The following is a 24,113-nucleotide window of genomic DNA, read 5'->3' on the forward strand; positions in this document are numbered from 1 at the left end:
TAGCCCCCTTCTATATGTGGTTAACTTTCTTAAGCAGCACCGATTGTCCGCCGTCAAAGAAAAAGACATGACACTCATTAACTTGGCGCCCGAGAACGGATTCTATTGCTTCCGCATACAGCTCTAACTGAAAGCGGTGCCGCTCAGCCGCTTCTTTCCATTGCTTATTAATAATTCGATCCGTTTTATAATCCAGCAGCACGATGCCTTCCGCATCCTCAAACAAGCAATCGATAACGCCTTGGATTAAAATCGGCTCTGCCGCCAGTGAATCGTCTGCTTCCGGATATACGCGGCTGGCCGGGAACATGCAGCTGAACGGCACCTCGCGCCTAACCCAATTGGAACCAAGCAGACGCTGCCCAAGCTCGCTCTTGAAGAAAGCGGCGACGGCAGGCAGATCGATAGCCTCAGATTGTTTTACTGTCAACAAACGACGTTCAATCATGCTGTCCAATGTATGTTTCAGCTTGGCTTCATCGGCAGCTTCAGTCAATATAACATGCTGCATAAGCAAATGATTGACCGAGCCTTTCTCAGCTGCAGTCAGCGACTTTTCTTCCATGAAAGCGGGACGCCGCAAACGGAATGTATAGCTCACTGAAGACGAAGATGTAGACTGTGCTGCAGCTTCCCTTTGAAACGAATCTTCCATAGGGACCGCGTCCTCAATTACTTCCGCGTGCAGTCTTTTCATTTCGGTTACAGACGTTTTTGCCGCAAGCGCTGATGCAGCCATATGCGGATACTGCCATTCGAGACGGTCACGAAGCTGCTTGTCCTGCTGGACGTCCTCAAGCAGCGAAAGCGTAGTGACCGCCTGCAAACGATCTTCCTTCGCAGCATCCAGCTGTCCCGTTCCTTCTACTGCTGCTGCAGCCTCAGAACCGAGCAGAGTAGCTGCGACAATGCCTGCCTGCCATTGCGGCGTCCTCTCTGCATCATCTGACTGCTGGTTTTTTGCCAACTGCCGCGCTGCGAGTGGTCCAAGCCAATCGAAGAAAGAACGGGCAGATGCTACGCGGAAATCCGGCATCGTCCCATGCGCATCAACTGACGCAAGCCATCGTTTCAGCTTCGCTTCCGCATTCGCTACGGTGCCGACGAGAAACATTTTTTCTTTTGGCCGCGTTAACGCAACATATAGAATGCGCATTTCCTCAGCCAGCATCTCCATGCGCATCGCCCGCCTAATCGCGAGATAAGGCAGAGTCGGATAGCTGATCCGCAATGCCGGATCGACAAAGCGGGGCCCAAAGCCGAGCTGCTTATGCTTCAGGAAGGAGCTGCGCACATCCTGCTGATTAAACAGCTTGCCGAGTCCGGCGACAAACACAACCGGAAATTCCAGCCCCTTGCTTTTGTGAATCGACATAATGCGGACGACGTCTTCCTGCTCGCCCAGCGCTCTTGCCGTTCCCAAATCTCCGCCGCTTTCCCGCATACGTTCGATGAACCTTAGAAAACGGAACAGACCGCGGAATGACGTCGCTTCGTATTGACGCGCACGGTCATGCAGTGCACGCAAATTTGCTTGCCGCTGCGTCCCTCCGGGCAGACCGCCCACGAAATCGTAATATCCGGTCTCGCGATATATTTCCCATAGCAAATTAGCAAGCGAGCCCTGCCTCGCTTCTTCGCGCCAGCGATCCAAGCTATCAAGAAACAGAGAAAGCTTCCTGCGCGAATCTTCTTCCAGAATCAAATCACCGGCCGCTCGAAGCACAGCATCGTAATAGGTTGATTTGGCCGACTGGATCCGAATACGGGCTAATTCCTCGGCGTTAAGCGAAAATAAAGGTGAACGCAAAGCAGCAGCAAGCGGTATATCCTGATACGGGTTATCGATGACACGCAGCAGCGAGAGCATCGTCTCCACTTCTATGGCGTCAAAATAACCGCTGCTCAGCTCCGCATATGCCGGAATTCCGTTCGACTGGAGCTCCTCGATAATGATCGGAGCCCACTGCTGCGTGGCACGCAGCAAAATAACGACATCCCGCCACTGCAGCTTGCGGCTTTCGCGCCGCTTCCCGTCATACACTTGATAGTCGTTATCTATAAGCGACCTCAGCTGCTGCGCAATCCAGCGGGCTTCCAGCTGCGCCGCCTTCAATTCTGACGGTGAATCTGCCGCCGAGCCGTTCTCCGCGTGCTCATCCTCATCGACATTCTCATCAGACTCTAAGGTTTCGCTTCCTTCTTCATCTCCGTCTTTCATGTCCTCTTTGTTAAGGACTGCAAATTCGACTTTACAGCCATCAGCCGGGTTTGGAAGAGGATAGCTGGCTCCGCAGACAAGCTCTGCCCGCTCATCATAGTCCATCTCCGCCACATTCTCACGCATAATAGCGCGAAAAACTGCATTAACCCCATCGACGACCTCGGAACGGCTGCGGAAATTCCTTGCCAGATCAATACGCAAGCCATTAGCCGAGTGACCGACCTGATGTTGGCCCGCATCGTGACGAGAGAGATAAGATTTATATTTTTGTAAAAACAGCTTAGGTTCTGCAAGACGGAAACGGTAAATGCTTTGCTTAACGTCGCCGACCATAAACCGGTTGCCGCTGCCGGGACGCTCGATTAAAGAAACGATCGCCTCCTGTACCATATTCGTATCCTGATATTCATCGAGCAGTATTTCATCGAATTGCTGCTGGAATTCCAGCGCAGCTACCGATGGCTTCATACTGGTCGGCGTAGATGCCGGATCTCGTAATATACGCAAGCAGTAATGCTCCAGATCGCCAAAATCAAGCAGTCCTTTCGCACGCTTGGCCGCCTCGTAGCCTTGTCCGAATTCAATGACAAGCTCTGCCAGTGCACGCATTAGCGGCGCCAGCTCCTGAAGCTCCTCCAGAAACTGCCCGGCCGTCCGGCCAAACAGCTCATCCGCCAACGTACTAATCAGCTTCTTCGCCTGATCCCGCAGCTCCTTAGCCTGCTCTTGCAGCGACTTATCGTATTCATCCCCGCGCATCGCCTTCAGCTTGCCGAATTGAACCGCTTGAAAGGACTCCATCCACATTTCCCAAGGCTGCGTATGAATGATGTCAGTGAGGCCGCTGACCAGAAGCAAGTCATCATCGAACGTTGCCGCATACGGTGCTGGTCCAGAAGGCTGACGCGTTAGCTCCAGCGCTTGGTGAAGCAGCGATACGGCCCCTTCGAGCGCAAGCTGAACGTCACTTTGCAAGCTTTGAACCCATTCGCTGCCCTGCAGCTCCGTTACATCAGTGACATTAAAGGCATCTGCCGTCTGCCGCAGCCAATGATCCGGCCAAGGATGACTTTGTGCGAAATCGTACAGCTGCTGGACCAACCGGTAAAGCGGTTCGTCCCCGCGCTCTCCGCCATATCGGTCAGCTAGACGGAGAAATGCTCCGTCATCGCCGGCACCCTCATACTTTTGTTCAAAAAGCTGATCAAGCACGTCGAGGCGCATAAGCTCGCTTTCCGTCTCATTCGCAATCCGAAAGCCCGGGTCGAGCCCGATTAGCGGATAATACCTTCTAATGACATCCAGGCAAAACGAATGCAGCGTCGTAATGGATGCACGGTTCATTAATGCAAGCTGGCGGCGCAGATGCTCGGAATCCGGCTGCCGTTCGAGCTCCTTCTCCAGTGCCAGCCGAATACGATCCTTCATCTCTGCCGCAGCGGCTTTTGTAAAGGTGGCCACGAGCAAACGGTCGACATCGGTATGCGCCGATATTTTGCGTATAATGCGTTCAACGAGAACGGCTGTTTTGCCAGAGCCTGCGGCAGCAGCTACGAGTATGTTTGAGCCGCTGGTGACGATGGCATCCCATTGATCGTCGGTCCAATTACTATTTTCCGGCTTTGGCGAATCCTTTGCAGTGTGCATCGTCCATTACTCCCTCTCCAGCTGCTGCCAAATATGTTCCTTCGACGGCTTGCTCAGCTTTCTATATTCATTTCCGTCGAACTGCGAATCGAACTGGCATACCGCTTTGTAATCGCAATGCTGACATGGTGATTTTGCGCCAATTCGATAAGGTTCAATCGAAACCTCCCCTGCTTGAACAGCGCTGCCGATGCGGCCGATTGTATTTCTAACGGAATTGCGCAGCACATCCCATTGTTCATTAGTAACGACGGAGGAGCTGCTGTAAAAACTGCCGTCGCGTTTCAACGCTACAGGCAGCAGCTCCGAATATCCCGTTTCTAATTCGTCATCCATAAGCCGCACCGTCTCGGCATCAGCCGTTACGAGACCTCGCATTTTGAACCGTTTGAGCAGCCGGCCGTTCACCTCGGAAGGACTTATTCCGTTCGTCAACGCGAGCAATGGATTATGGACGTGAAAATATAGGACTCCTGCCGGCGATGCCGGCTGCCCAAGCCATGCAGATGCATGCGTAACGAGTACATCGAGATAAGTCAGCATTTGCAAGGACAGCCCATAGGCAACCTCCTCCAGCCGCAGCTGGGTCGAGCTCGATTTGTAATCAAGTACACGCAGCAGCAAGCCTTGCTCCGTCTCCGCCGCATCGACCCGGTCGATTCTTCCGATAATCTCCATTTCCCCACCGCCCTCTAGCGGAATACGAAGGGCTGGAAGCGTACCGTCAGGTCCGAAATCGACTTCCGTGCCGACGGGATGAAATTGCGCTCTTCTGGCATGCTCGCCAAGCATAAGGGCTGCTTGTCCAACAATCTCCTTCAGCTTGCGCGCAATGTATTGGAACCTGCTGCTGCTCAGCAGGATTTGAGACTGCAGCTTCGGTGCAAGCTCATCCACCGTTTGCGCGGCTGCCGCCTTTAATTCCGACTCCGCCATCGATCCCCACCGCTGACCCAGATTGCCCGCCAAACGGCTCAAAGCGGCATGAAACAGCTGACCGACATCCGGCGCATCCAGCCGATACAGCTTGCGCTCACGAAGCTTTAAGCCATGTATCGCAAAATGTTGAAACGGGCACGAAACGAAACGTTCCATACGCGATACGCTTACTTGTAATCGTGCTCCATACAATTGTCTTGCTGTATCCTTCGACAGAAATTGCTCCTGATTCACAAAGGTCAAGGAGCCGGTCAGAAGCTGCAGCTTCGGCTGCCATTCCGGACGGGCAGCAAACCAGTTATACATATCCCACCAAAACGGAGCGATTGCAGTGCCTTGCTGCCATTTCCTAATTGCCGCTATTAAATAAGACAGCGTCCGCTGCGGGTGTGACACGAACATCCTTTGTTCCAATATTGGCAAGCCCGGAGACGGCTCAGCAGCCGCATTGCGCACCGGGATGCCTGGAAACAGCTGACGGACATGACGTATTATCTCAGATGGAAGCAGGCTTTTGCCTTCCTCATCCGCTTGAGCCCAGCTCAGCCACAGATGACGGGATGGAGTCGTTAACGCGTTATAAATCATAAATCGCTCGTCGAGCAAGCGCCGGCGAACGCCTGGAGCCATAACGATACCGTCCTCGGCCAGACGTTCCCGCTCCGGCTCGGTCAGAATGCCGTCTTCCTTGACCCTCATCGGCATGACGCCGTCATTCGCCCCGAGTACATAACAGACCCGTACATGTCCGGATCTCGTCCGATCCATGCTGCCGATCAGTACCTGATCGAGCGCCGGCGGCACTGACGCCAGCTTTAAGCTGTCGAGTCCAGCTTCAACCATTCCGGCGAACAATTCAGGCGATACCGTTTGCTGTCCTGCCAACTCCACCAATTGATCGAGCAGCTGCATTACGCTATCCCACAGCTGACGATGGCTTCTTGCACGCTGCATTTTGCCCGCTTTAATATCGTGCACGCTCCAGCGTTCAAGACGATCCGCCGCATCTGAATTCTCTAGCAAGCGATATAACGCTTCACACATCGCCTGCACATTTTCCGCCTTCTTCAGCGCTTCGCCGAAGCGGCGAAGCGGAGGTACGACCGCCTCTCTGGCCGCAAGGACAATTTCGAATTCCCGCTGCGCTTTATCGCTAATTTTGGCATCCATCTCACTATCATCATCCAGCGATACTGGTACGAGCGGATGCCAACGTTTTTTATCCAACCATTTCCAGCCATCGATGCCGGCTGCAAGGGCATAGTTTTCAAGAAGATCAAACCATTCACGCAATAAGCTGTTATCCATCGGGAAGAGCATCTCTGTTTTGACGCAACGAAATACGGCATCATACCGCCAACCGAACAATACCGTTTCCAATGCGGAACGAATGAATTCGACTAACGGATGATGAACTGCCTTTTCTTTCTGATCGACAAAAAAAGGAATGCCATAATCAGCAAACACGAGTGCAATATAATCGGTGTAATCCTCGGCGTTACGAACCATAACGGCAATATCCCGCCAGCGGAGTTCTTCTATCTGAGCTCTGCGCACGATATCGCGTGCGACGGCTTCAACCTCTGCGCGTCGAGTAGCTGCAGCATGCAGGGATACCCCGCAGCCTTCGTTCTCCAGCTCCAGCATCGACTTGTCCGTAATAAGCATCGGAACCCGCTCACCGTAATGCTTCTCCAAATGAGCAAGCATAGTACTTCCTTTGAATCGAGGGGGCTGTTCATCACCCAGCAGTAGTGGAGGGAGAACCGTTACATCATGCTTGGCTGCTTGCTCCAACAGCTTGTTATATGTCTCTGCGGTCGGATGGAAAAGCTCCAGCTCATGCGGTAATTCGCCTGCATCATATGGTCGGTTTAACGTAAGCGTGACCGTTACCTGTGCGGAGGATGCCATTAAAACGCCAAGTGCTTCATATTCGGTCGGGGTAAACCCGTAGAAGCCGTCAACCCATAGCTGTGCCCCTTGCATAGCACTGGCACCGCCGAAGCCTTTTTGCAAATAACGCAAATAATCCTCAGCGTCAATATATTGGCCCGCAAGCTCCTGTTCCATTTGACTATAAATAAGCTGAAGATCATGAAGCTTACGCTTCAATAGTGTAGAATGATTCGTTCCCGCTTCTGCTGCGCTGCGTTTGTCCTGCAACAGCCCGGCATCGATCCCATATCGTTTCCATTCCGTTAACAGCTCGGCAAGCCGGTCGATAAAACCCGGCTGCTCTGCGCCGCTTTGAAACAGCTCCAGCTGCTGCCCCAGCCGGTGTACGATTTTGTACAACAGCATGTGTTTGCCTGTATCGCCGATCGGGACGAGGGCAATCCCTCCGGTTTCCTGCATAACCCGAAATGCAAGCCTGCGGAAGCTCAGCGCCTGAGCACGGATTGTACCGTTAAGTCCGCTATTTTGGAGCAGCGCATATTCCGTTTGAAAAGTAGCTTGTTCGGGTACAAGCAGAACGAGTGGCGGCCCGTCCGGCTGCTCACGCAGCTGTTCTCTAATTTCGTTCAAGCAATAGGATGTTTTGCCGGTTCCCGAACGGCCGATTACAAAGCGGAGCGACATATGTTCCCCTCCCTACTTTACGATAAAAAACTATACACACTCGTCCATAAGCATAATGAAAAATAACGGTAATAAAGGGCACCTACCTCGCTTAAAATCAAACACTTTAAACGAGATAAGGCCATCATTTACCGCTTTTATATCATCGACATGACTATTTACTTCTTACTTCAAAAATAGCAAATTTCAAGTAATGTCCTTCATTTACACCAAGCAGCTGCGGATGATCCTTGCCTGCCGCCCTCCATTCGATCAAACGGAGCAGTTTGCCGGCATCTGAGGCTGCTTCTTGAATCGTCTCAAGAAACAATTCAGGACGCATATGGTAGGAACAGCTTGCGGTTACCAGATAACCGCCCTCATTAACAAGCTTTAGCCCTTGCAAATTGATATCCTTGTAGCCGCGGCAGGCGCCGGGCACCGCGCTCTTTGTCTTAGCAAATGCAGGAGGATCAAGAATAACAACATCCCAAGTCCGTCCCGCAGCACCTTCTAGCTTCTTCGAGGTATCAACGCCTCCTTGACCGCGCTGCTTCCGATCATCGATTCCCTTCACTTGCGCACGCAAGTAATCGAAAGCGTCGGCAACTACAAATTCAACACGGTCCGTATAACCATTTCGTTCAACGTTTCGTTTTGCCGTTTCAATCGCATGCTCAGAAACGTCCAGGCAAGTAACCTTCTTAGCACCATATTTGCAAGCATGGAGCGTAAAGCTCCCTGTATGAGCGAAGCATTCAAGCACCGTTGCGCCATCCCAATGAGGGAAGGTAACGATTTTACCATTTGGATTGACAGGCACGAGATCAGCTGAACCTATAGCTGACGGGACAGCAGTCTCTGCGGCACCAGCAGCTTCTACTTTAGAACGTTCTATTAAACGAATACCGCTGCGCCCTCCCCAGCCGGTCATTAGCGGTGCTATAGCCGCGCGATTCTCGCGTTGATCGAAGAAATAACCTGTCTTCTGGCCTTGGACGATATCAACCTCCAGCTTAAGCCCGTTTTCTTCGATTTCGATAATAGACGGACAGTCCCCATAAAGAACGCCCGACCTCTCCTCCAAGCCTTCGAGTAATCGGACGCTTACATCGCTGCGTTCATAAATGCCCCGAGGCTGGAACACATCTACCAAAGCTTCAAGCAGTGCTTCCCGATTCACATCCATCCCCAGCGTTAACAGCTGCAGAACAAGCACGTCATTGAAACGATCTACAACAAGTCCAGGCAGGAAGTCGGCCTCGCCATAAACTAATCTGCAATCGGAATCTGCGACGAAGCGGAGGCGGTGCTCCTGGCATTGACGCAATCGAGTACGGAAAAACTCGGCGCCCATGGCTTCGATCGGCTCGTAAGCGATAACGCGCACCGTAATTTGAGATTTCGGATTCCAGTATCCGGTTGCCAAATAACGCCCTTGATGATTAACGACATCGACGAGATCGCCTGGCTGAGCTTCCCCTTCCAATCGTTCAATTTCACTAGCGTAAATCCACGGATGACCTTGCTCCAATCTCTTTTTCCTTGCTTTTTGTAGCCATATTTTCGAATTGCTCATGCTTCGCTCTCTTCCTCTCTGAACTGCTTGTCATGCTTGTCTTAATAGCTGCATATGTATACTTACGTAACGAATCTTTGGCAAACAAAGAAGGAGACCATCCGATGATTCAAACGATTCTCATTCCGATGCTGCTCGGATTCGCTGTCTTTATGTGCGGTATGAAGCTGATGGAGCTTGCTCTGCACCGGCTTGCAGGCCCCCATTTGACTCGAATCTTAGAACGATCGACCGCAACGCCCGTTCATGGTCTGGCTATTGGTACTGTTACGACCGCTTTTCTCCAAAGCAGTACGGCTGTCACCGTCATTGCAATCGGAATGGTCAACGCAGGACTGCTTACTTTCCCTCGAACGTTAGGCATCATACTTGGCACAAATATCGGAACATGTATAACTACTGAGCTAATCGGTCTCAATTTAAATAAATTGGCCGTTCCCTTGCTGGTAACATCGGTCGGGCTATGGCTTATCACAGCGCTGTTAGGCGAAATCCGTTTATTTCCAGCACTTCGAAAGGTACGCTGGCTAAACCTGCTTCGCTATTCTTCTGTCGTTCTATGCGGCTTCAGTCTACTCTTGACCGGTATGACAATGATGCAGGGCGTCGGCCCGGCTGTGCAAGAAAGCGACATGTTTGGTTGGTTTCTGGCGAAAGCAGACGACAGCTTATGGTGGGGGCTTGCGGCAGGCGCTATTCTTACCGCTGCAGTACACAGCAGCGCAGCTGTTATCGGCATCATAATGGGTTTTGTATCCATCGGCGCGATGCCTATCGAGCTTGGTGTCGCTGTTGTACTTGGCGCAAATATCGGCACATGCGCCACTGCCTTGCTAGCTTCAATCGGCGGCACGAAACCAGGTCAGTACGTGGCCATTTCTCACGTTATATTAAACTTAGGCGGCGCACTGCTGTTCATGCCGTTTGTTGGAGAGCTTACCTCCTTATCCGCCTGGATTTCTGCCTCAGCTTCGGGACAAATTGCCCATGCACAAACGATATTTAACGTATTAAGCTCATTAATCGCGCTTCCATTCTGCTATTTGCGAGCTTTTCGAAATCTCGATCCGGCAACTTGAGCTTAGTCCGTTTGCAAACCAAGCAATTGAAACGCTCCAGCTACAATCCGATGATTGTTGTCATAGCCTGACTGCTTTTGACGCTTCCACGCTTCCTGAGGATCAAACCAGTCGACTCCGCGAATTTCCTCGACCTGTGCTTGTAAGGAACCGCCTACCGCTTCCACCAAATAATAATGAACCTCTTTATCTACCGTACCCCATTTATCATGCACATATTGATATTTGATCTGGTCAATCGGAGCAATGATGATCCCTTCAAGACCGGTTTCTTCGACGATTTCCCGCAAAGCGGTTTGTTCAACCGTTTCACCGGGCTCCATCTTCCCTTTCGGCAGAGACACCTTGCCGTATCGATCTTGAATGAGCTGAATTTGCAGCTTCCCTTGCTCGGTACGGCGGTATACGACACCGCCTGCTGAAATTTCCTTCATGTCCGTTTCCCCCTTGCAGCGTTTAATGATTAGTATATGCAGCAAAGGATTCCTCCATCTTTTCCGTTTAAGGAATCGAAAGCAAAGGAATCCCGGCATTCTTCTCTTTAGTTATGCTTCAACGGCTTCCGGCCGCTCCAGTATGAAAGTGTTCATATCCAAGACGCTGCCTTGTGCTTGCTTATCCTCAAGTACGCGAACTAACGTACCCCGGCATTCGTTGACGCCTGCTTCCGTAATTTTTACCCGGCACAGCTGACCAATAAGGGATTCAGAGCCATCAAACACAACTTGAATGTAGTTATCAGTGTAGCCCATAACGAGCCCGGTGCCTGGAGCTCCTTTGTAATCCCGTTCCGGAATAACATCGAGCACTTGACCGACATACTGCTTCGCATATTGCAGCTGCATTTTTTCGGACAAATCAATCAGCTTATGGACACGTTCATTCTTCACTTCTTCATCTACCTGCTCATCCATCCGCGCTGCCGGTGTTCCCGTCCGTTTGGAATAAGGGAAGACGTGCATTTCAGCAAATTGAAGCTCCTCCATAAAGCGGAAGCCGCTCTCGAACATTTCTTCCGTTTCACCCGGGAACCCGACGATGACGTCTGTTGTTATAGCGACACCCGGCATTGCTTCGTGCAATCTTCTGATTTTCGCCGCGAATTCCTCAGTCGTATATTTGCGGCGCATCCGTTTCAATACGGAATTCTCCCCCGCTTGCAGCGGGATGTGAAGGTGACGGCACATTTTGCTGGAACGATTGAGCACATCAATCATAGCATCGTCAATTTGGCTCGCTTCAATGGAGCTGATCCGGATACGCTCAAGACCTTCCACCTTGTCCAAATCCCATAACAAGCTGGTCAGATTGTAGTTTTCCATATCATCGCCATACCCGCCGGTATGAATACCGGTCAATACGATTTCCTTGTAGCCGGAAGCAACCAGCTGCTTCGCTTGCTCCAGCACGCTTTCCGGAGCACGGCTCCGGGACAGTCCGCGGGACCATGGAATAATGCAAAATGTACAAAAGTTGTTACAGCCTTCTTGTATTTTCAAGAAAGCGCGTGTCCGCTCAGAAAAGTCAGGCACGTCCAGCTCTTCAAAATCGCGTGTCTTCATAATATTGCGAACAGCGTTAACCGGCTTACGGTCGCCTTGAATTTGATTCACAAACGTCATTATCTTCTCTCGATCTTGCGTTCCGATGACAAGATCGACGCCTTCAATCGCCATAATCTCTGCCGGAGACGTTTGAGCGTAGCAGCCCGTTACCGCAATAACCGCATCCGGATTGCGGCGAACGGCGCGGCGAATGATTTGACGACTCTTCTTATCTCCCGTATTCGTTACTGTACATGTATTAATAAGATAAACGTCTGCAGTCGATTCGAAATCGACCTGCTCGTAGCCTTCGTTTTTGAATAGCTGCCAAATCGCTTCCGTATCATAGAAGTTTACTTTACAGCCTAGCGTATAAAATGCGACCGTTGGCATAGTGGTCACGCTCCCCCCATTTCACCAGATTCATATAATAAGCAGGTTAATCCGACGATACCCGCAGTTTCCGTTCGTAAAATCCTCTTGCCCAGGCCTACTAAAACGGCACCCGCCGCCTCCGCCTCGGCTGCCTCACGCTCCGTAAAGCCGCCCTCTGAACCAACAATAAGCAGCACGCTTGGCGAGCTTACGTCTTCTGATCCCTCTTGCTGCTTCATCCACTCTTGTACGGCCGAACGAATTCCCTTCCCGTGCGCAGCATAACCCTCGCGCTCATAGCAGAACAAAGCAAGATTATACGAGTCTATCGACTTCATAAGATCCCGCCAGCTATGCACCGGCTCAATTTCCGGAATACGATTTCGATGCGCTTGCTCCGCTGCTTCCTTCGCAATTTTGCCCCAGCGTTCAATCCGTTTTGCTTCCTTCTTGCTGTCGTACTGGACGATCATTCGCTCTGACTGAAAAGGAACAAACGCATAGGCACCAATTTCTGTCCCTTTCTGAATAACCAGCTCCATCTTGTCGGCTTTAGGCAAGCTTTGAGCAATCGTAACCGACCAGCTGGACTCGCTGTCCGAACTTAGCATCTGGACAATATCTGCAGTAATCTGCATAGGTGAAGCTTCACGTACGGCAACAAGCGCAGTGCGCGATTGCCCGTCGCTGACAATAAATTTATCGCCCGGCTTCGTACGCATGACACGAACAGCATGATGCGCATCCTCGCCAATTATGCGGACATGGGAGTCCCGAAACTGCTCAGCCGCTACAAAATATCGTTGCATCGTTGTTGTCCAACCACCCTTAACCAAATTCCATCCTTCATAATAGCATGTTTTACTTTGAAAAATCTATGATAAACCGTTGCCAGTCTAGACGTGTTCACTTTCGTAACGACAGCATTCTGACTGCTAGAAAAATAAATGGTTTGCTACTAAAACCGTGTTTCTAATTAATACATCCGATAAATTCAATATCGGATCTAACGTCACCCTGCGCAGCGGCGGGATAAACACGATAAGGAGGAAAATAAACATTCCCCACTGCACATTCTGATCCATTTTATACCGGATCTTAAGCGGCATCAAATCCGATATGATTCGGTATCCATCAAGTGGAGGAAGGGGTATAAGGTTAAAAACAAATAATAAAAAATTCAGTGAAATAACATAGCTGAAAAAACGTTCCACTGCCATACTTACACCGACAGAGCTTTCATTCAGCATGCCGGAAGCGCTGATCGCCACAATCATAAAAACAGCAATCATACCAATTAACAAATTACTGAGGGGTCCCACTGCTGTTACAACTATGCTCATTAACCTGGGATTTCTGAACTTGCTCGGATTAACAGGAACGGGCTTCGCCCATCCAAACCCTGCTATCAAAATTAGAATGGTCCCTAAAACGTCCAAATGGACGCGAGGATTAAGCGTTACACGTCCTGCATTATATGCGGTATCGTCACCAAACTTATACGCGCTGTAGGCATGAGCGAACTCATGCACCGTGAATGCGATAATAAGAGCGAGCACCAGAAACGGCAGATCCTCTAATGGGTACCTCAGAAAGCTCTGTATATCCATCAAACCACCTGCGGCTTTCTCGCTACGAATGCAATCCAATCCTCATCGCGGCGCTTCTCGACAATTTCGAAGCCTGAACGGATCAAACCATCTTCCACATCGGTTTCTTTATTTTTGTAAACGCCTGAAGCGATATAAATACCGTTCGGTTTCAATGCAGCGTAAACATCGTCAACGAACAGCAATATGATTTCCGCTAAAATATTCGCAACGACTAAATCAACCGGTAAAGACACATGGAGCGTACCGCTAGCCGTGCCAGCTTCGCCTTCTTTAAGCACGCCAAGCAGATCACTTAGCCTTACTTCGATTTGGTGCGAAAGATCATTCAGCTTCACGTTCTCCGTCGCGCTAGATACTGCAATCGGATCAAGATCAAGCGCAAGCACGCTCTTTGCCCCTAGGCGGCAAGCACCGATTGCCAATATCCCTGAGCCTGTGCCTACGTCAATCATTTCTTCCCCGCCGCGAACGACTGACTCAAGAGTCTGCAAGCAAAGCGCTGTCGTAGGGTGCGTTCCCGTTCCAAAAGCCATACCTGGATCCAACTCAATAATGCGCTCATTCGGGGCAGCTTCGTACTCTTCCCAAGTAGGTTTTATGGTCAACGTGTCAGACACGCGAATCGGCTTGAAATACTGCTTCCACGCGGTAGCCCAATCCTCGTCGTCTACGGCAGCGGCCGAATATACGACATCTCCAGGATCAATGTCAAATTCACGCAGCTCTTCGATACGGGGCTTCAATACTTCAATCAATGCGTCGGTATCCGTGTCTTCCGTAAAATACCCTTTTATAATCGCCTGACCTTCGGGTATATCGTTAAGCGGCAGCTCATACCATTGTCCCAGCGACGTATCACGCGTCTTGTTAAGCGTTCCTGATTCTTCAATGGATACGCCGCCGGCTCCCATTTCATGCAAAAAGTTCGAAATCATCTCCTGTGCCTCTTCGGTCGTAGAGATGGTTAGCTCATGCCATTTCATATGTATTATCCTCCAATGCTAAAAACCTAACATCTATTGTACACTAGAGTAGTGCCTTTGCACAAAAAAATCAGAGTGTAAAATATTCGAACCGCCGATGCCATGACATCTCCCGAAACCGACTCAAGCGTATTGCAAAAAAAAGCCTGCAAGCAAACGCCTGCAGACTCTCTTACTTACATACCCCTCGTATCCGTATATCCGCCAATTTGATGGATGAGATGCAGCGCCCGCTCGGCAACCTCTTCATCCACGGTTGCTGTTAAAATGCCGCTCTCGAATAATCCGTTTACTTCGAATGCGCGCAGCGCTTGCAGCTTGTGCAAGGCTTCCTGAGCAGCGCTCTCGCCTTCGAACATTGCACGTATTTCAATCTGACTCATGGCTAATCTCGTTACGTTGATCTGCAGCAGCGGCACGCCGGGCAGCCTGACGATCTGCTTCATCGGCAAGCTCCTCGGAAAACTCTACATCCTCGTTTTTTGCTATAGGCAACTGAGCAAAGTTTATTTTTTCCAAATTGTTTTTATCAGTCATTTTATGTCCCCTCCGGAAGTTTGTTGTAGTATGGTTTTGCTACCCGAATAGGATTTGTTTGTCCCTAACAAACTATACTGTCATTAGACGAAAAAAGACGTTCCGGGTTATTCACCGCGGAACGCCTTTTTCATACGCTCGAAAATAGACTCATGATGCTCTTGTTCATTAGATGTATCGCTGCTCAGTCCGCCGAATTGACGCAGAAGCTCCTTCTGTTCATCGGTCAGGTTAGTCGGCGTAACAATGGTTACCTTCACATGCTGATCGCCTTGACCGTAGCCTCGCAGCTTAGGTACGCCTTTTCCTTTAAGACGGAAGTACGTTCCTGTCTGCGTACCGGCCGGAACTTTCAGCTTTACCTTCTCCGTAAGCGTTGGAATCTCAATCTCGTCACCAAGCGTTGCCTGAACGAACGTGAGTGGAACCTCGCAATAAATGTCGTCTCCCTCGCGTTCGAAAAACTCATGCGATTTCACGCGAATGACAATATACAGATCGCCTGCAGGTCCGCCGCGAAGACCACCTTCGCCTTCACCGGACATGCGGATTTGAGCGCCGTCATCAACACCTGCTGGAATGCGAATATTTATTTTGCGTTGACGCTTCACTTTACCTGCGCCATGGCAAGTTCCGCATTTTTCTTTAATTACACGGCCGGTGCCGCTGCAGTTTGTACATGCCCGGCGATTAACCATGCGTCCAAATGGCGTATTTTGAACAACCTCTTGCTGCCCGCTGCCTTTACATACCGAACAGGATTCCGGTTTCGTACCCGGCTTCGCTCCATTACCATGACAAGTATCGCAAGTTTCCGTACGGGGAATCGTAATTTCCGTCTCTTTACCGAAAACAGCTTCCTTAAACTCAACGGTCATCGTATATTGCAGATCGTTACCGCGCTGAGGCGCATTCGGATCGCGGCGTCCGCCGCCTCCGCCAAAAAACATATCGAATATATCGCCGAAGCCGCCAAAGTCTTGAGCGCCGCCTCCGCCGCCCATACCCTGATTCGGATCCACATGTCCGAACCGGTCATAGGTGGAGCGCTTGCCGTCATCGCTCAGCACATCATAAGCTTCCTTCACTTCTTTGAACTTGGATTCAGCATCTGCCTCCTTATTCACGTCAGGGTGATACTGCCGTGCGAGCTTTCGGTAGGACTTCTTAATATCATCTGCCGAGGCGTCCTTACCAAGACCGAGCACCTCATAATAATCACGTTTTGCCACCTGATCTCACCTCCGCTATTATCATATGATTCCATGTGCATAAACGCACGAAAGGAGGTCAAAGCCAGGTAGCGCCTGTCTTTGACCTCTCGCCCGCTACACTTTATTTCTTATCGTCAACCACTTCGTAATCAGCATCGACTACGTTGTCTCTACCCTTTGCCGCGCCTGCTTCAGGCTCTGCGCCTTCAGCAGCTTGCGCTGCTTGAGCTGCTTGCTCATACAGCTTAACGGATAATTGTTGTACGATTTGCGTCAGCTCTTCAGTAGCTGCATTAATTTGCTCGAGATCGTCAGTCGCTAGTGCCGCAACAACCTTCTCTTTCGCCGCATTTGCTTTTTCGATTTCGGAAGGATCTACTTTATCGCCAAGATCTTTAATTGTTTTGTCAACGGAGTAGATCAATTGGTCTGCGCTGTTTTTCGCTTCTACAAGATCACGGCGTTTGCGGTCTTCTTCCGCGTTCAGCTCAGCATCCTTCATCATTTTCTCAATTTCCTCATCGCTCAAGCCGCTCGACGAAGTGATCGTAATTTTTTGGCTCTTGCCTGTTCCTTTATCAAGGGCAGATACGTTAACGATACCGTTGGCATCGATATCGAAAGTAACTTCGATTTGCGGTACGCCGCGCGGTGCAAGAGGAATATCGTTCAATGTGAAACGGCCAAGCGTTTTGTTTCCGTTCGCCATAGAGCGTTCACCTTGCAGGACGTGAATTTCTACGCCTGGCTGATTATCCGCATATGTCGAGAATACTTGCGATTTGCTGGTAGGAATCGTTGTGTTACGGTCGATCATTTTTGTAAATACGCCGCCTGCAGTCTCGATACCAAGGGACAACGGAGTAACGTCGAGCAATACAACGTCTTTCACATCGCCAGTCAGAACGCCCGCTTGAACAGCTGCGCCGAGAGCAACAACCTCATCCGGGTTTACGCCTTTGTGCGGCTCTTTGCCGATCAATTTTTTAACGGCATCTTGAACGGCAGGAATTCGAGTCGATCCGCCAACAAGAACCACTTTATCGATGTCGCTAGGGGACATGCCTGCATCGCTAAGCGCTTGACGAGTAGGTCCAAGCGTACGCTCAACAAGTCCGGCAGCAAGCTCTTCGAATTTCGCGCGTGTAAGGCTCATTTCCAAGTGCTGAGGAACGCCGTCTACCATTGTAATAAATGGAAGGGAGATCGCAGAAGTCAACACGCCGGAAAGCTCTTTTTTCGCTTTTTCAGCAGCATCCTTCAAACGTTGTACAGCCGCTTTATCTTTGGAAAGATCAATTCCTTGATCCTTCTTGAATTCATTTACAAGGTGGTCGATGATCACTTGGTCAAAGTCATCGCCGCCAAGCTTGTTGTCGCCGCTTGTTGCTTTAACTTCAAAGAAACCGTCGCCCAGCTCAAGGATCGATACGTCAAACGTACCGCCGCCAAGGTCATATACAAGGATCGTTTGATCTTCTGTTTTCTCAAGACCGTATGCAAGTGCAGCCGCTGTTGGCTCATTGACGATACGAAGTACTTCAAGACCGGCGATTTTACCTGCATCCTTCGTTGCTTGACGCTGGCTGTCGTTGAAGTAAGCAGGAACGGTAATAACCGCTTGCGTTACGGTTTGGCCCAAGTAAGCTTCTGCGTCGGCTTTCAGCTTTTGCAGGATAATTGCGGAAATCTCTTGCGGTGTATATTCTTTATCATCGATTTTTTCTTTGTGATTCGTACCGATGTGACGCTTAATCGAGCTGATCGTACGGTCAGGGTTTGTGATCGCTTGACGCTTTGCCGTTTCGCCGACTACGCGCTCGCCATCCTTCTTAAAACCGACAACCGAAGGAGTTGTGCGGTTACCTTCCGGGTTTGGAATTACGACGGCTTCGCCGCCCTCCATTACTGCTACGCAAGAGTTAGTTGTACCAAGGTCAATACCAATTACTTTACTCATCGCTTAGTTCCTCCTAGATTATTTAGTTTGAAGCAAAGCCTACATCGTAAGCTTTAATTTTTTCTGATTTATTAAAAATGAAGTCATTGCGCTTAGCCGCTTACTTTGACCATTGCAGGACGCAGAACCTTCTCTTTTAAGATGTAGCCCTTCTGCACTTCCTCTACGACAATGCCTTCCTCATGCTCATCGGATTCGACTTGCATAATCGCTTGATGGAACTCAGGGTTAAACGGCTCTCCGACGACGTTCATCGCCTTAAGGCCCTCCTGTTCCAATGTTTGCTCCAGCTGACGGAAAATCATATCCACGCCCTTGGCGAGCGATTCAAAATCACCGTTAACCGATGCTGCAGCAACAGCGCGTTCAAAATTATCTACAACCGGAAGCAGTTGGCTAATCAGCTTCATGGAAGCATACTGTCCGAGTTCTTCTTTTTCCTTCACAGTACGGCGGCGGAAATTATCAAAGTCCGCTTGCGCGCGTAAGTACCGCTGCTGGTTTTCTTCAGCCAGCTTCAAAAGCTCCGCATATCGCGCATCTTCTGCCTCTTCTGCGACTGCTTCTTCAGGAGCTTGATCCATTTGCTCAGCAGTTACTACTTCTTCTGCTTCAACTGCTTCATTTTGTTGTTCCTTCGTACTCACCATATCACCTCCTTAAAAGTTTGCGAATGCAAACTTACTTCGTAAGCATTACTTAAGTTTTGCGAATGCAAAACTGCTTCGTAAGCATTGGCTTAGAAATCATTTATACCAGCGGCTCAAGAGAACCGCCATATCTTTGGATATAAGATCCAAGAGACTAATGACTTTGCCATATTCCATCCGTGTCGGTCCCAATATGCCGATCGTTCCAAGAGACTGACCATCAATCGCATACGTTGCAGTTATAAGACTGCAATCACTTATTGCCTTGTGGTCATTTTCTGTTCCGATACGCACTTGTATACCTGACGGCAGGCCGGAAAACATTTTCATGATCGTTGGTGTTTCATCGAGCAAATCCAATATCGTTTTTACTTTGTCAACGTCTTTGAACTCTGGCTGCGTCAGCATATTCGTCGTACCGCTCAAGAAAATACGATGCTCATCTTCATTCTGAAGCGCATGATCGAGTACCTGCAGCAGCTGCTCATAATGGTCAACATGTCTTTCAAGCTCTTGCCCTACCTCGGTGTAAAGCTTTGATCTCAATCGAATTAAAGGAACGCCCACTAGCTTCGAGTTCAAAATGTTGACAACCTTTTCCATGTCCTCCATCTTGATGCCCGCCGGTATCGAAATCGTTCTGTTCTCGACATGTCCGGTATTGGTCACGATTATGGCAACCGCCGACGTCTGGTCAAGCGGTACAAGTCCAAAATGCTTGAGTGACGTACTAAACATTTCCGGTCCGAGCAAAATGGACGTGTAATTCGTCAGATTGGACAAAATCATCGCTGTATGCTGGATGACCTGCTCCATTTGATTCATCTTGTCCGTCACGAACGAGCGAACCATTCCGATGTCATTCTCATCCACTTCACTAAGCTTCACTAAATGGTCAACATAATAACGGTAGCCTTTCGTTGATGGAACACGTCCTGCTGACGTGTGCGGCTGCTCCAGAAAACCAAGCTCCTCCAAATCCGCCATTTCATTACGGATCGTCGCCGGGCTGAAACCGACATCGCCGCGCTTCGAAATACTTCGTGAACCGACCGGTTCAGCCGAGCGAATATAATCATCCACAATCGCGTGCAAAATCATCCGTTGTCGTTCAGTCAGCATTCGAATTCCCCCTACGTAAAATATATGTACCGCTAATTCTGTTTCCCATCGTTAGCACTCAATCGATTCGAGTGCTAATCATTAATACAAAAATACCAAACCAGCTTGACGATTGTCAAGTCAGTTCAGCATTTTTAGTACAGCTATTTCATCGTGGACGAGCTGATTTGGGCAGTTGCCACCATTTTTATATACTTTAATTAGAAGAAGTCGATAAATAACTTATCATTTATTCAGCTTACTCAAACATCCACTTCTCTCCAAAACCACCTCCATTCGGTGATGGGCTGTGGCTATGTATGTTATTTACTATATTGATCCCCCTGTACCAAGCATATTTATTTATGTTATCTATTTCGTAAGTTATTTTATATATGACATTGTACTTTGCACTTTCATCTGAAAAGGGACTTTTTTCTCTTTCAACTTTTTTAACAGAAATAATGTTGCCACTTCGTGATGCTATTTGTTTTTTTATTTCATCCATATGTGCATTGTTAAGTATTATTGAAGAACTAATAAAAGCAATTAACCAAATTACTACGAAGCAAATTACTATTGTTGCAATAATTTTATTTTTCCTCTTCATATTCAACCACCTATAATGGACATCAAAACCATGATTAATCTAATCATTCTTGTGAAGAATACTTTCTGCAATTTGATACACCCTTTTAAGCGAAATCCCCTCTTTTTGCTCAATAGCTAAAGAATGATTTGTTGGCTCAAGTTCAATAAATGGTCTAGTGCCAACTTTTCTTGTGTGTATCCGTGTTTTAAGGTTAAACGTAGAGTGCGTATAACAGGGTAAGTCGTTAAACAGCCTACCAAACATCGGTTCAAGAATAACGTCCCTATCATTTTCCAAAAATCCATTGTTCTTTCAAAGTTCCCTTTACTAATGGATACCCACACATCCCATAATCGGGTTCTAGCCGTTTACATCTTTAAACATCGCTTTTCAGTTGCAATACCATCCTAATCATTTTCACTTTGTTGCCTGCCAAATCTTCATCATACTCATTTATTATTTTAAATCCTTTTGCAGTGTAAAAGTTCTTACCAGAAGTAGTTAGACGTTCAACATTAACAAATATGTTTGATACACCGTTTAGGACATCAATTCCCGCATTTAATAGTTTCGAACCAATCCCTTGTCCATGCTGTTCAGGATAGATATAAATGGAGCCTAACTCAGCATCATTTCTATTCTTAAGTTGAAAAAAGTTAATAAATCCCACAACTTTGTTTTCAACTTCAGCAACAAGGAGTAAAGAACGCTCTATCCTTCTTTTCATAGCTTCATTTGAATAATTTTGTGACAAGAACTGATGTTGTATTCCCTCTGGTATTAAACCTTCGTATGTATGATTCCAAGTCACTCGGGCTACTTTCTGTATTCCAGCAATATCTGCGTAAGTTGCTTTCCGAACTTGAACCATGTATATACTCCTTCCAATATAGGGTAATATATATCATTCTTTCATTAAATCATAATGCCTAGGAGAATTATATATTTTATTCAATTTGGAAAAGATCATAAGAAAGGACCCTGAAAAGGAGCGAACAATTTGGAAATGTGGTATGTATGGGAATGTAATCAATGCGGTTCAACAATGACATTAAACTACGATGCAACTGAAGAAGATTATCACAGGATTAAAAATTGCGGTTGTAAGCTAGATGGGTTATATGAGTGGAAATATAACTATGATGAGGTGCACAACAATTAAGAAGCGCTTGATCAAATGACTGTGAGGACTTCCTGACCTAAATAAGCCTGCGGCGTCTGTTCGCCGCAGGCTTATTTAGGTTACTTATCGTACAAAACTTCCGTTCCTGCGATAAAATCGTGGATGGCCCGTTTATCCTCCCGCAATCCAACCATAAATGCGCTGACAATTGCCGCTATTCCCAAGGTCAAGGCATAGATGAGGCCTCCTACTACATTTCGCAATATCATTGTGCCTAGTCTAGGCGCCGATCCATCCAGCTTTCGAATTTGAATCCCGCAAATCCGTTTCCCAATAGTATAACCGTTCCAAAATACTGGAAGCAGCAACGAATAGAGAAACGAAATCACATCTGTGAAATACTCTTCTCCGCCTGGACCTCCTGAAATAAGCAAAGATAATAAATATAGCGGTAATCCCACTATTAAACCGTCCAACAAAGAAGCCCCTAATCTGATCCAAAAACCTGCATTCATATGTAAATCCCTCCCATTAAAGCTTGATTGTATTATGTATGTTTGATACGGGAGGTTGATACCTTCTTTAACTTAAGGGGTATCTTCTTTTGTTAGCCTATTCACAAATCATTTATTGCCGCAAGAACCGTATTATTAAAGTAATCGACGTACATATTTTTAAACGGCCTCTGGTGATCGAGCTCCACGGAAAAATGAACCGTTACCGTCTCGTATACCGGATCAACGCAGATAAAAGGACCTCCAGCACCCCAGTGCGAATACGCCTCCGGCGAGAACAGGTCGCCGCCGTCACGCTTCGTCCCGTTTATCGCCCAGCCGTAACCCCAGTACGCTTCAGGAAATACTTCGTCTCTATACTGTGAGGACACCCCAGGAATTTGATTGCGCGTCATTTCTTTCACAGCTATCGGACTAAGAATTCGTGTTTCATTAAAAATTCCGCCATTTAGAAACATTTGACCGAACACAGCTAAATCAATGGCCGTTGAGTAGGCGCCGCCTCCCGCAGATACGGAATTTAATTGTTCTTCGGTTTCTATCCATTCGGCGCAAGGCGCCTCCGGCGAACGCCTGACGACTTTTCTCCGAGCTTCCTCTAGAACACAATAAAACGTATTTTCCATTCCAAGCGGTTTAAACAGCTTTTCCGTTACGAACTCGTCATACGGCTGTCCGCTGACGCGCCGTATGATCTCACCCAACAACCCATACCCGTACCCGGAATAAGACATAACAGAGCCCGGCTCGAACAGAATAATCTCGCCGTCAAATCCTGACGTATGCGTCAATAAGTGGTGAACGCAAACCTTTGATTTTCCTTCTCCCGTAAACTCGGAAACATAATCGGAGACAGGTCTACTCAGCCCCAGCTTCCCTTGCTCAACTAGCATCATAACGGCTGTCGCCGTAAACAGTTTTGTAATGGAACAAATCGGAAACAAAGCGTCGGTGGTTAAGTCGTCAGCACCCGGTTCAGGTCCGAACTTACCATCGGCTTGATGGACGATCATAGCCCCCCTTCTTGCAGCAAAAATGACCTGTGCAGGCGTAATTCCGTCGGCAACCATTTGAGCAGCAGCCGTTCGAATGCGTTGAACACCGAAAGCCGACACGCCTGCTTGTTCTAATGTACTAAATGACAGCTGTTTCATGTGTATACCCCCTGTATCATAATTGTTAATATACACATTAATATTATACAAATTTATTAATAATCCTGCTTTTCGGAGTTTTCCATTTCAGTTCATTCTTTTATCGAAATTTTCACAACAAAAAAACCACTTCCCCATTAGTCCATTAACGACCTAATGCAATAGTGGTTCTAACCCAATTCTTATGCGGAAAATACGATAATGTACGAAAAATGCTTTACCAATAAGAAATCAATTCAGCAATTTTAGTACAGCGATTTCATCGCAGGCTAGCTGCTTCGGACAGTTCACGCAATCCTTCCACACTTTCTCGGGGAAGATTTCCTTCTCTACAACCTTGAAGCCATTTTTCTCGAAAAAGGATACCGCATACGTCAATGCCATTATTTTCGGAATTTGCTGTTCTCTCGCCTGTTCAATCAACGCGTCGACAAGCTTGCTTCCGATCCCAAGACCCTTATAGCCCTCGGTCATGCCGAGCGAGCGAATTTCGACCAAGTCCTTGCCCAGTCTCGTCAGTGAGCCGCATCCTACTACCTCTTCGCCAATTTCCGCGACCACGAACGAATCGATCATATATTCAAGCGCTTCCCGGGTGCGAGGCAGCATAATGCCTTTCTCGGCATAACCCTTTATTAAATGAAACAATGTCTCGACATCGTCTGATGTCGCTTTTCTGCATGCAACCTGTAATGCCTGCATTTATGCCTTCGCCTCCACCC

Annotated in this window: 21 protein-coding genes; 1 reads left to right on the forward strand and 20 read right to left on the reverse strand. The window is 48.4% G+C overall.

Annotation, left to right across the window (positions count from 1 at the left end; all coding sequences use genetic code 11):
• Positions 1-10 precede the first annotated feature (10 nt).
• The 3 genes from addA to DFP97_RS04590 all read right to left on the reverse strand — a co-directional run bounded on the left by addA (position 11) and on the right by DFP97_RS04590 (position 8,951).
• On the reverse strand, positions 11-3,871 hold the full coding sequence (gene addA / locus DFP97_RS04580; protein WP_114378784.1) for a helicase-exonuclease AddAB subunit AddA: 3,861 nt from the start codon (positions 3,869-3,871) through the stop codon (positions 11-13).
• A gap of 6 nt (positions 3,872-3,877) precedes the next feature.
• Positions 3,878-7,393, reverse strand: coding sequence for a helicase-exonuclease AddAB subunit AddB (addB, locus tag DFP97_RS04585; RefSeq protein ID WP_114378785.1), 3,516 nt, complete (start codon positions 7,391-7,393; stop codon positions 3,878-3,880).
• Positions 7,394-7,547: 154 nt separating this feature from the next.
• Positions 7,548-8,951, reverse strand: a complete 1,404-nt coding sequence (locus DFP97_RS04590) for a class I SAM-dependent rRNA methyltransferase (RefSeq protein WP_114378786.1) — start codon at positions 8,949-8,951, stop codon at positions 7,548-7,550.
• Positions 8,952-9,055: 104 nt separating this feature from the next.
• Here DFP97_RS04590 and DFP97_RS04595 point away from each other — a divergent pair, with 104 nt between their 5' ends.
• Positions 9,056-10,030, forward strand: coding sequence for a Na/Pi cotransporter family protein (locus tag DFP97_RS04595; RefSeq protein WP_114378787.1), 975 nt, complete (start codon positions 9,056-9,058; stop codon positions 10,028-10,030).
• 2 nt (positions 10,031-10,032) lie between these two features.
• Here the strand turns inward: DFP97_RS04595 and DFP97_RS04600 are convergent, their stop codons facing one another.
• The 17 genes from DFP97_RS04600 to DFP97_RS04680 all read right to left on the reverse strand — a co-directional run bounded on the left by DFP97_RS04600 (position 10,033) and on the right by DFP97_RS04680 (position 24,093).
• On the reverse strand, positions 10,033-10,464 hold the full coding sequence (locus DFP97_RS04600) for an NUDIX hydrolase (RefSeq protein ID WP_114378788.1): 432 nt from the start codon (positions 10,462-10,464) through the stop codon (positions 10,033-10,035).
• A 111-nt stretch (positions 10,465-10,575) separates the two neighbouring features.
• Entirely contained in the window at positions 10,576-11,967 is a 1,392-nt protein-coding gene (mtaB, locus tag DFP97_RS04605; RefSeq protein WP_114378789.1) for a tRNA (N(6)-L-threonylcarbamoyladenosine(37)-C(2))-methylthiotransferase MtaB, read from the reverse strand.
• Positions 11,968-11,972: 5 nt separating this feature from the next.
• Positions 11,973-12,758 (reverse strand): RsmE family RNA methyltransferase, encoded by a 786-nt coding sequence (locus DFP97_RS04610; protein ID WP_114378862.1) that lies wholly within the window; start codon positions 12,756-12,758, stop codon positions 11,973-11,975.
• Positions 12,759-12,884: 126 nt separating this feature from the next.
• The gene (locus DFP97_RS04615; protein ID WP_114378790.1) at positions 12,885-13,559 is read right to left on the reverse strand and encodes a site-2 protease family protein; all 675 of its coding nucleotides are present in this window, start codon (positions 13,557-13,559) and stop codon (positions 12,885-12,887) included.
• Complete coding sequence (gene prmA, locus DFP97_RS04620; protein ID WP_114378791.1) at positions 13,559-14,545, reverse strand: 50S ribosomal protein L11 methyltransferase; 987 nt, start codon at positions 14,543-14,545, stop codon at positions 13,559-13,561. Before prmA ends, DFP97_RS04615 begins: the two co-directional genes overlap by 1 nt.
• Before the next feature lie 176 nt (positions 14,546-14,721).
• Entirely contained in the window at positions 14,722-14,991 is a 270-nt protein-coding gene (locus tag DFP97_RS04625) for a hypothetical protein (protein WP_181873355.1), read from the reverse strand.
• Positions 14,915-15,082 carry a YfhD family protein gene (locus DFP97_RS04630; RefSeq protein WP_114378793.1) on the reverse strand — a complete coding sequence of 56 codons (168 nt, stop codon included), beginning with the start codon at positions 15,080-15,082 and terminating at the stop codon, positions 14,915-14,917. The genes DFP97_RS04625 and DFP97_RS04630 overlap by 77 nt, the downstream gene beginning before the upstream one ends.
• 107 nt (positions 15,083-15,189) lie before the next feature.
• Positions 15,190-16,314 (reverse strand): molecular chaperone DnaJ, encoded by a 1,125-nt coding sequence (dnaJ, locus tag DFP97_RS04635; protein WP_114378794.1) that lies wholly within the window; start codon positions 16,312-16,314, stop codon positions 15,190-15,192.
• 103 nt (positions 16,315-16,417) lie between these two features.
• Positions 16,418-18,256, reverse strand: a complete 1,839-nt coding sequence (gene dnaK, locus DFP97_RS04640) for a molecular chaperone DnaK (protein ID WP_114378795.1) — start codon at positions 18,254-18,256, stop codon at positions 16,418-16,420.
• A 92-nt stretch (positions 18,257-18,348) separates the two neighbouring features.
• A complete protein-coding gene (gene grpE / locus DFP97_RS04645) occupies positions 18,349-18,906 on the reverse strand; it encodes a nucleotide exchange factor GrpE (protein ID WP_114378796.1) in 558 nt (185 codons plus the stop codon).
• Between the two features lie 96 nt (positions 18,907-19,002).
• Complete coding sequence (hrcA, locus tag DFP97_RS04650) at positions 19,003-20,028, reverse strand: heat-inducible transcriptional repressor HrcA (RefSeq protein ID WP_114378797.1); 1,026 nt, start codon at positions 20,026-20,028, stop codon at positions 19,003-19,005.
• A gap of 238 nt (positions 20,029-20,266) precedes the next feature.
• The gene (locus tag DFP97_RS04655) at positions 20,267-20,617 is read right to left on the reverse strand and encodes a hypothetical protein (protein ID WP_114378798.1); all 351 of its coding nucleotides are present in this window, start codon (positions 20,615-20,617) and stop codon (positions 20,267-20,269) included.
• Positions 20,618-20,656: 39 nt separating this feature from the next.
• On the reverse strand, positions 20,657-20,896 hold the full coding sequence (locus DFP97_RS32215; protein ID WP_114378799.1) for a DUF2199 domain-containing protein: 240 nt from the start codon (positions 20,894-20,896) through the stop codon (positions 20,657-20,659).
• A 79-nt stretch (positions 20,897-20,975) separates the two neighbouring features.
• A complete protein-coding gene (locus DFP97_RS04665; protein WP_114378800.1) occupies positions 20,976-21,470 on the reverse strand; it encodes a GNAT family N-acetyltransferase in 495 nt (164 codons plus the stop codon).
• Between the two features lie 371 nt (positions 21,471-21,841).
• Positions 21,842-22,237, reverse strand: coding sequence for an RDD family protein (locus DFP97_RS04670; protein WP_114378801.1), 396 nt, complete (start codon positions 22,235-22,237; stop codon positions 21,842-21,844).
• Between the two features lie 101 nt (positions 22,238-22,338).
• On the reverse strand, positions 22,339-23,391 hold the full coding sequence (locus DFP97_RS04675; RefSeq protein WP_114378802.1) for a serine hydrolase domain-containing protein: 1,053 nt from the start codon (positions 23,389-23,391) through the stop codon (positions 22,339-22,341).
• 231 nt (positions 23,392-23,622) lie between these two features.
• On the reverse strand, positions 23,623-24,093 hold the full coding sequence (locus tag DFP97_RS04680; RefSeq protein WP_114378803.1) for an N-acetyltransferase: 471 nt from the start codon (positions 24,091-24,093) through the stop codon (positions 23,623-23,625).
• Positions 24,094-24,113 lie beyond the last annotated feature (20 nt).

The organism is Paenibacillus prosopidis (assembly GCF_003337375.1).
GTDB classification, from domain to species: Bacteria; Bacillota; Bacilli; order Paenibacillales; family Paenibacillaceae; genus Pristimantibacillus; species Pristimantibacillus prosopidis.

Coding starts and splice junctions, on each gene's coding strand:
- dnaK (WP_114378795.1), bottom strand. CDS start 18,256: ATGAGTAAAGTAATTGGTATTGACCTTGGTACAACTAACTCTTGCGTA.
- hrcA (WP_114378797.1), bottom strand. CDS start 20,028: ATGCTGACTGAACGACAACGGATGATTTTGCACGCGATTGTGGATGAT.
- DFP97_RS04680 (WP_114378803.1), bottom strand. CDS start 24,093: ATGCAGGCATTACAGGTTGCATGCAGAAAAGCGACATCAGACGATGTC.
- addB (WP_114378785.1), bottom strand. CDS start 7,393: ATGTCGCTCCGCTTTGTAATCGGCCGTTCGGGAACCGGCAAAACATCC.
- prmA (WP_114378791.1), bottom strand. CDS start 14,545: ATGAAATGGCATGAGCTAACCATCTCTACGACCGAAGAGGCACAGGAG.
- DFP97_RS04625 (WP_181873355.1), bottom strand. CDS start 14,991: ATGAAGCAGATCGTCAGGCTGCCCGGCGTGCCGCTGCTGCAGATCAAC.
- mtaB (WP_114378789.1), bottom strand. CDS start 11,967: ATGCCAACGGTCGCATTTTATACGCTAGGCTGTAAAGTAAACTTCTAT.
- addA (WP_114378784.1), bottom strand. CDS start 3,871: ATGCACACTGCAAAGGATTCGCCAAAGCCGGAAAATAGTAATTGGACC.
- DFP97_RS04665 (WP_114378800.1), bottom strand. CDS start 21,470: ATGGTTCAAGTTCGGAAAGCAACTTACGCAGATATTGCTGGAATACAG.
- DFP97_RS04675 (WP_114378802.1), bottom strand. CDS start 23,391: ATGAAACAGCTGTCATTTAGTACATTAGAACAAGCAGGCGTGTCGGCT.
- DFP97_RS04630 (WP_114378793.1), bottom strand. CDS start 15,082: ATGACTGATAAAAACAATTTGGAAAAAATAAACTTTGCTCAGTTGCCT.
- DFP97_RS04655 (WP_114378798.1), bottom strand. CDS start 20,617: ATGAAGAGGAAAAATAAAATTATTGCAACAATAGTAATTTGCTTCGTA.
- DFP97_RS04610 (WP_114378862.1), bottom strand. CDS start 12,758: ATGCAACGATATTTTGTAGCGGCTGAGCAGTTTCGGGACTCCCATGTC.
- DFP97_RS04615 (WP_114378790.1), bottom strand. CDS start 13,559: ATGGATATACAGAGCTTTCTGAGGTACCCATTAGAGGATCTGCCGTTT.
- DFP97_RS04595 (WP_114378787.1), top strand. CDS start 9,056: ATGATTCAAACGATTCTCATTCCGATGCTGCTCGGATTCGCTGTCTTT.
- grpE (WP_114378796.1), bottom strand. CDS start 18,906: ATGGTGAGTACGAAGGAACAACAAAATGAAGCAGTTGAAGCAGAAGAA.
- DFP97_RS04600 (WP_114378788.1), bottom strand. CDS start 10,464: ATGAAGGAAATTTCAGCAGGCGGTGTCGTATACCGCCGTACCGAGCAA.
- DFP97_RS04670 (WP_114378801.1), bottom strand. CDS start 22,237: ATGAATGCAGGTTTTTGGATCAGATTAGGGGCTTCTTTGTTGGACGGT.
- DFP97_RS04590 (WP_114378786.1), bottom strand. CDS start 8,951: ATGAGCAATTCGAAAATATGGCTACAAAAAGCAAGGAAAAAGAGATTG.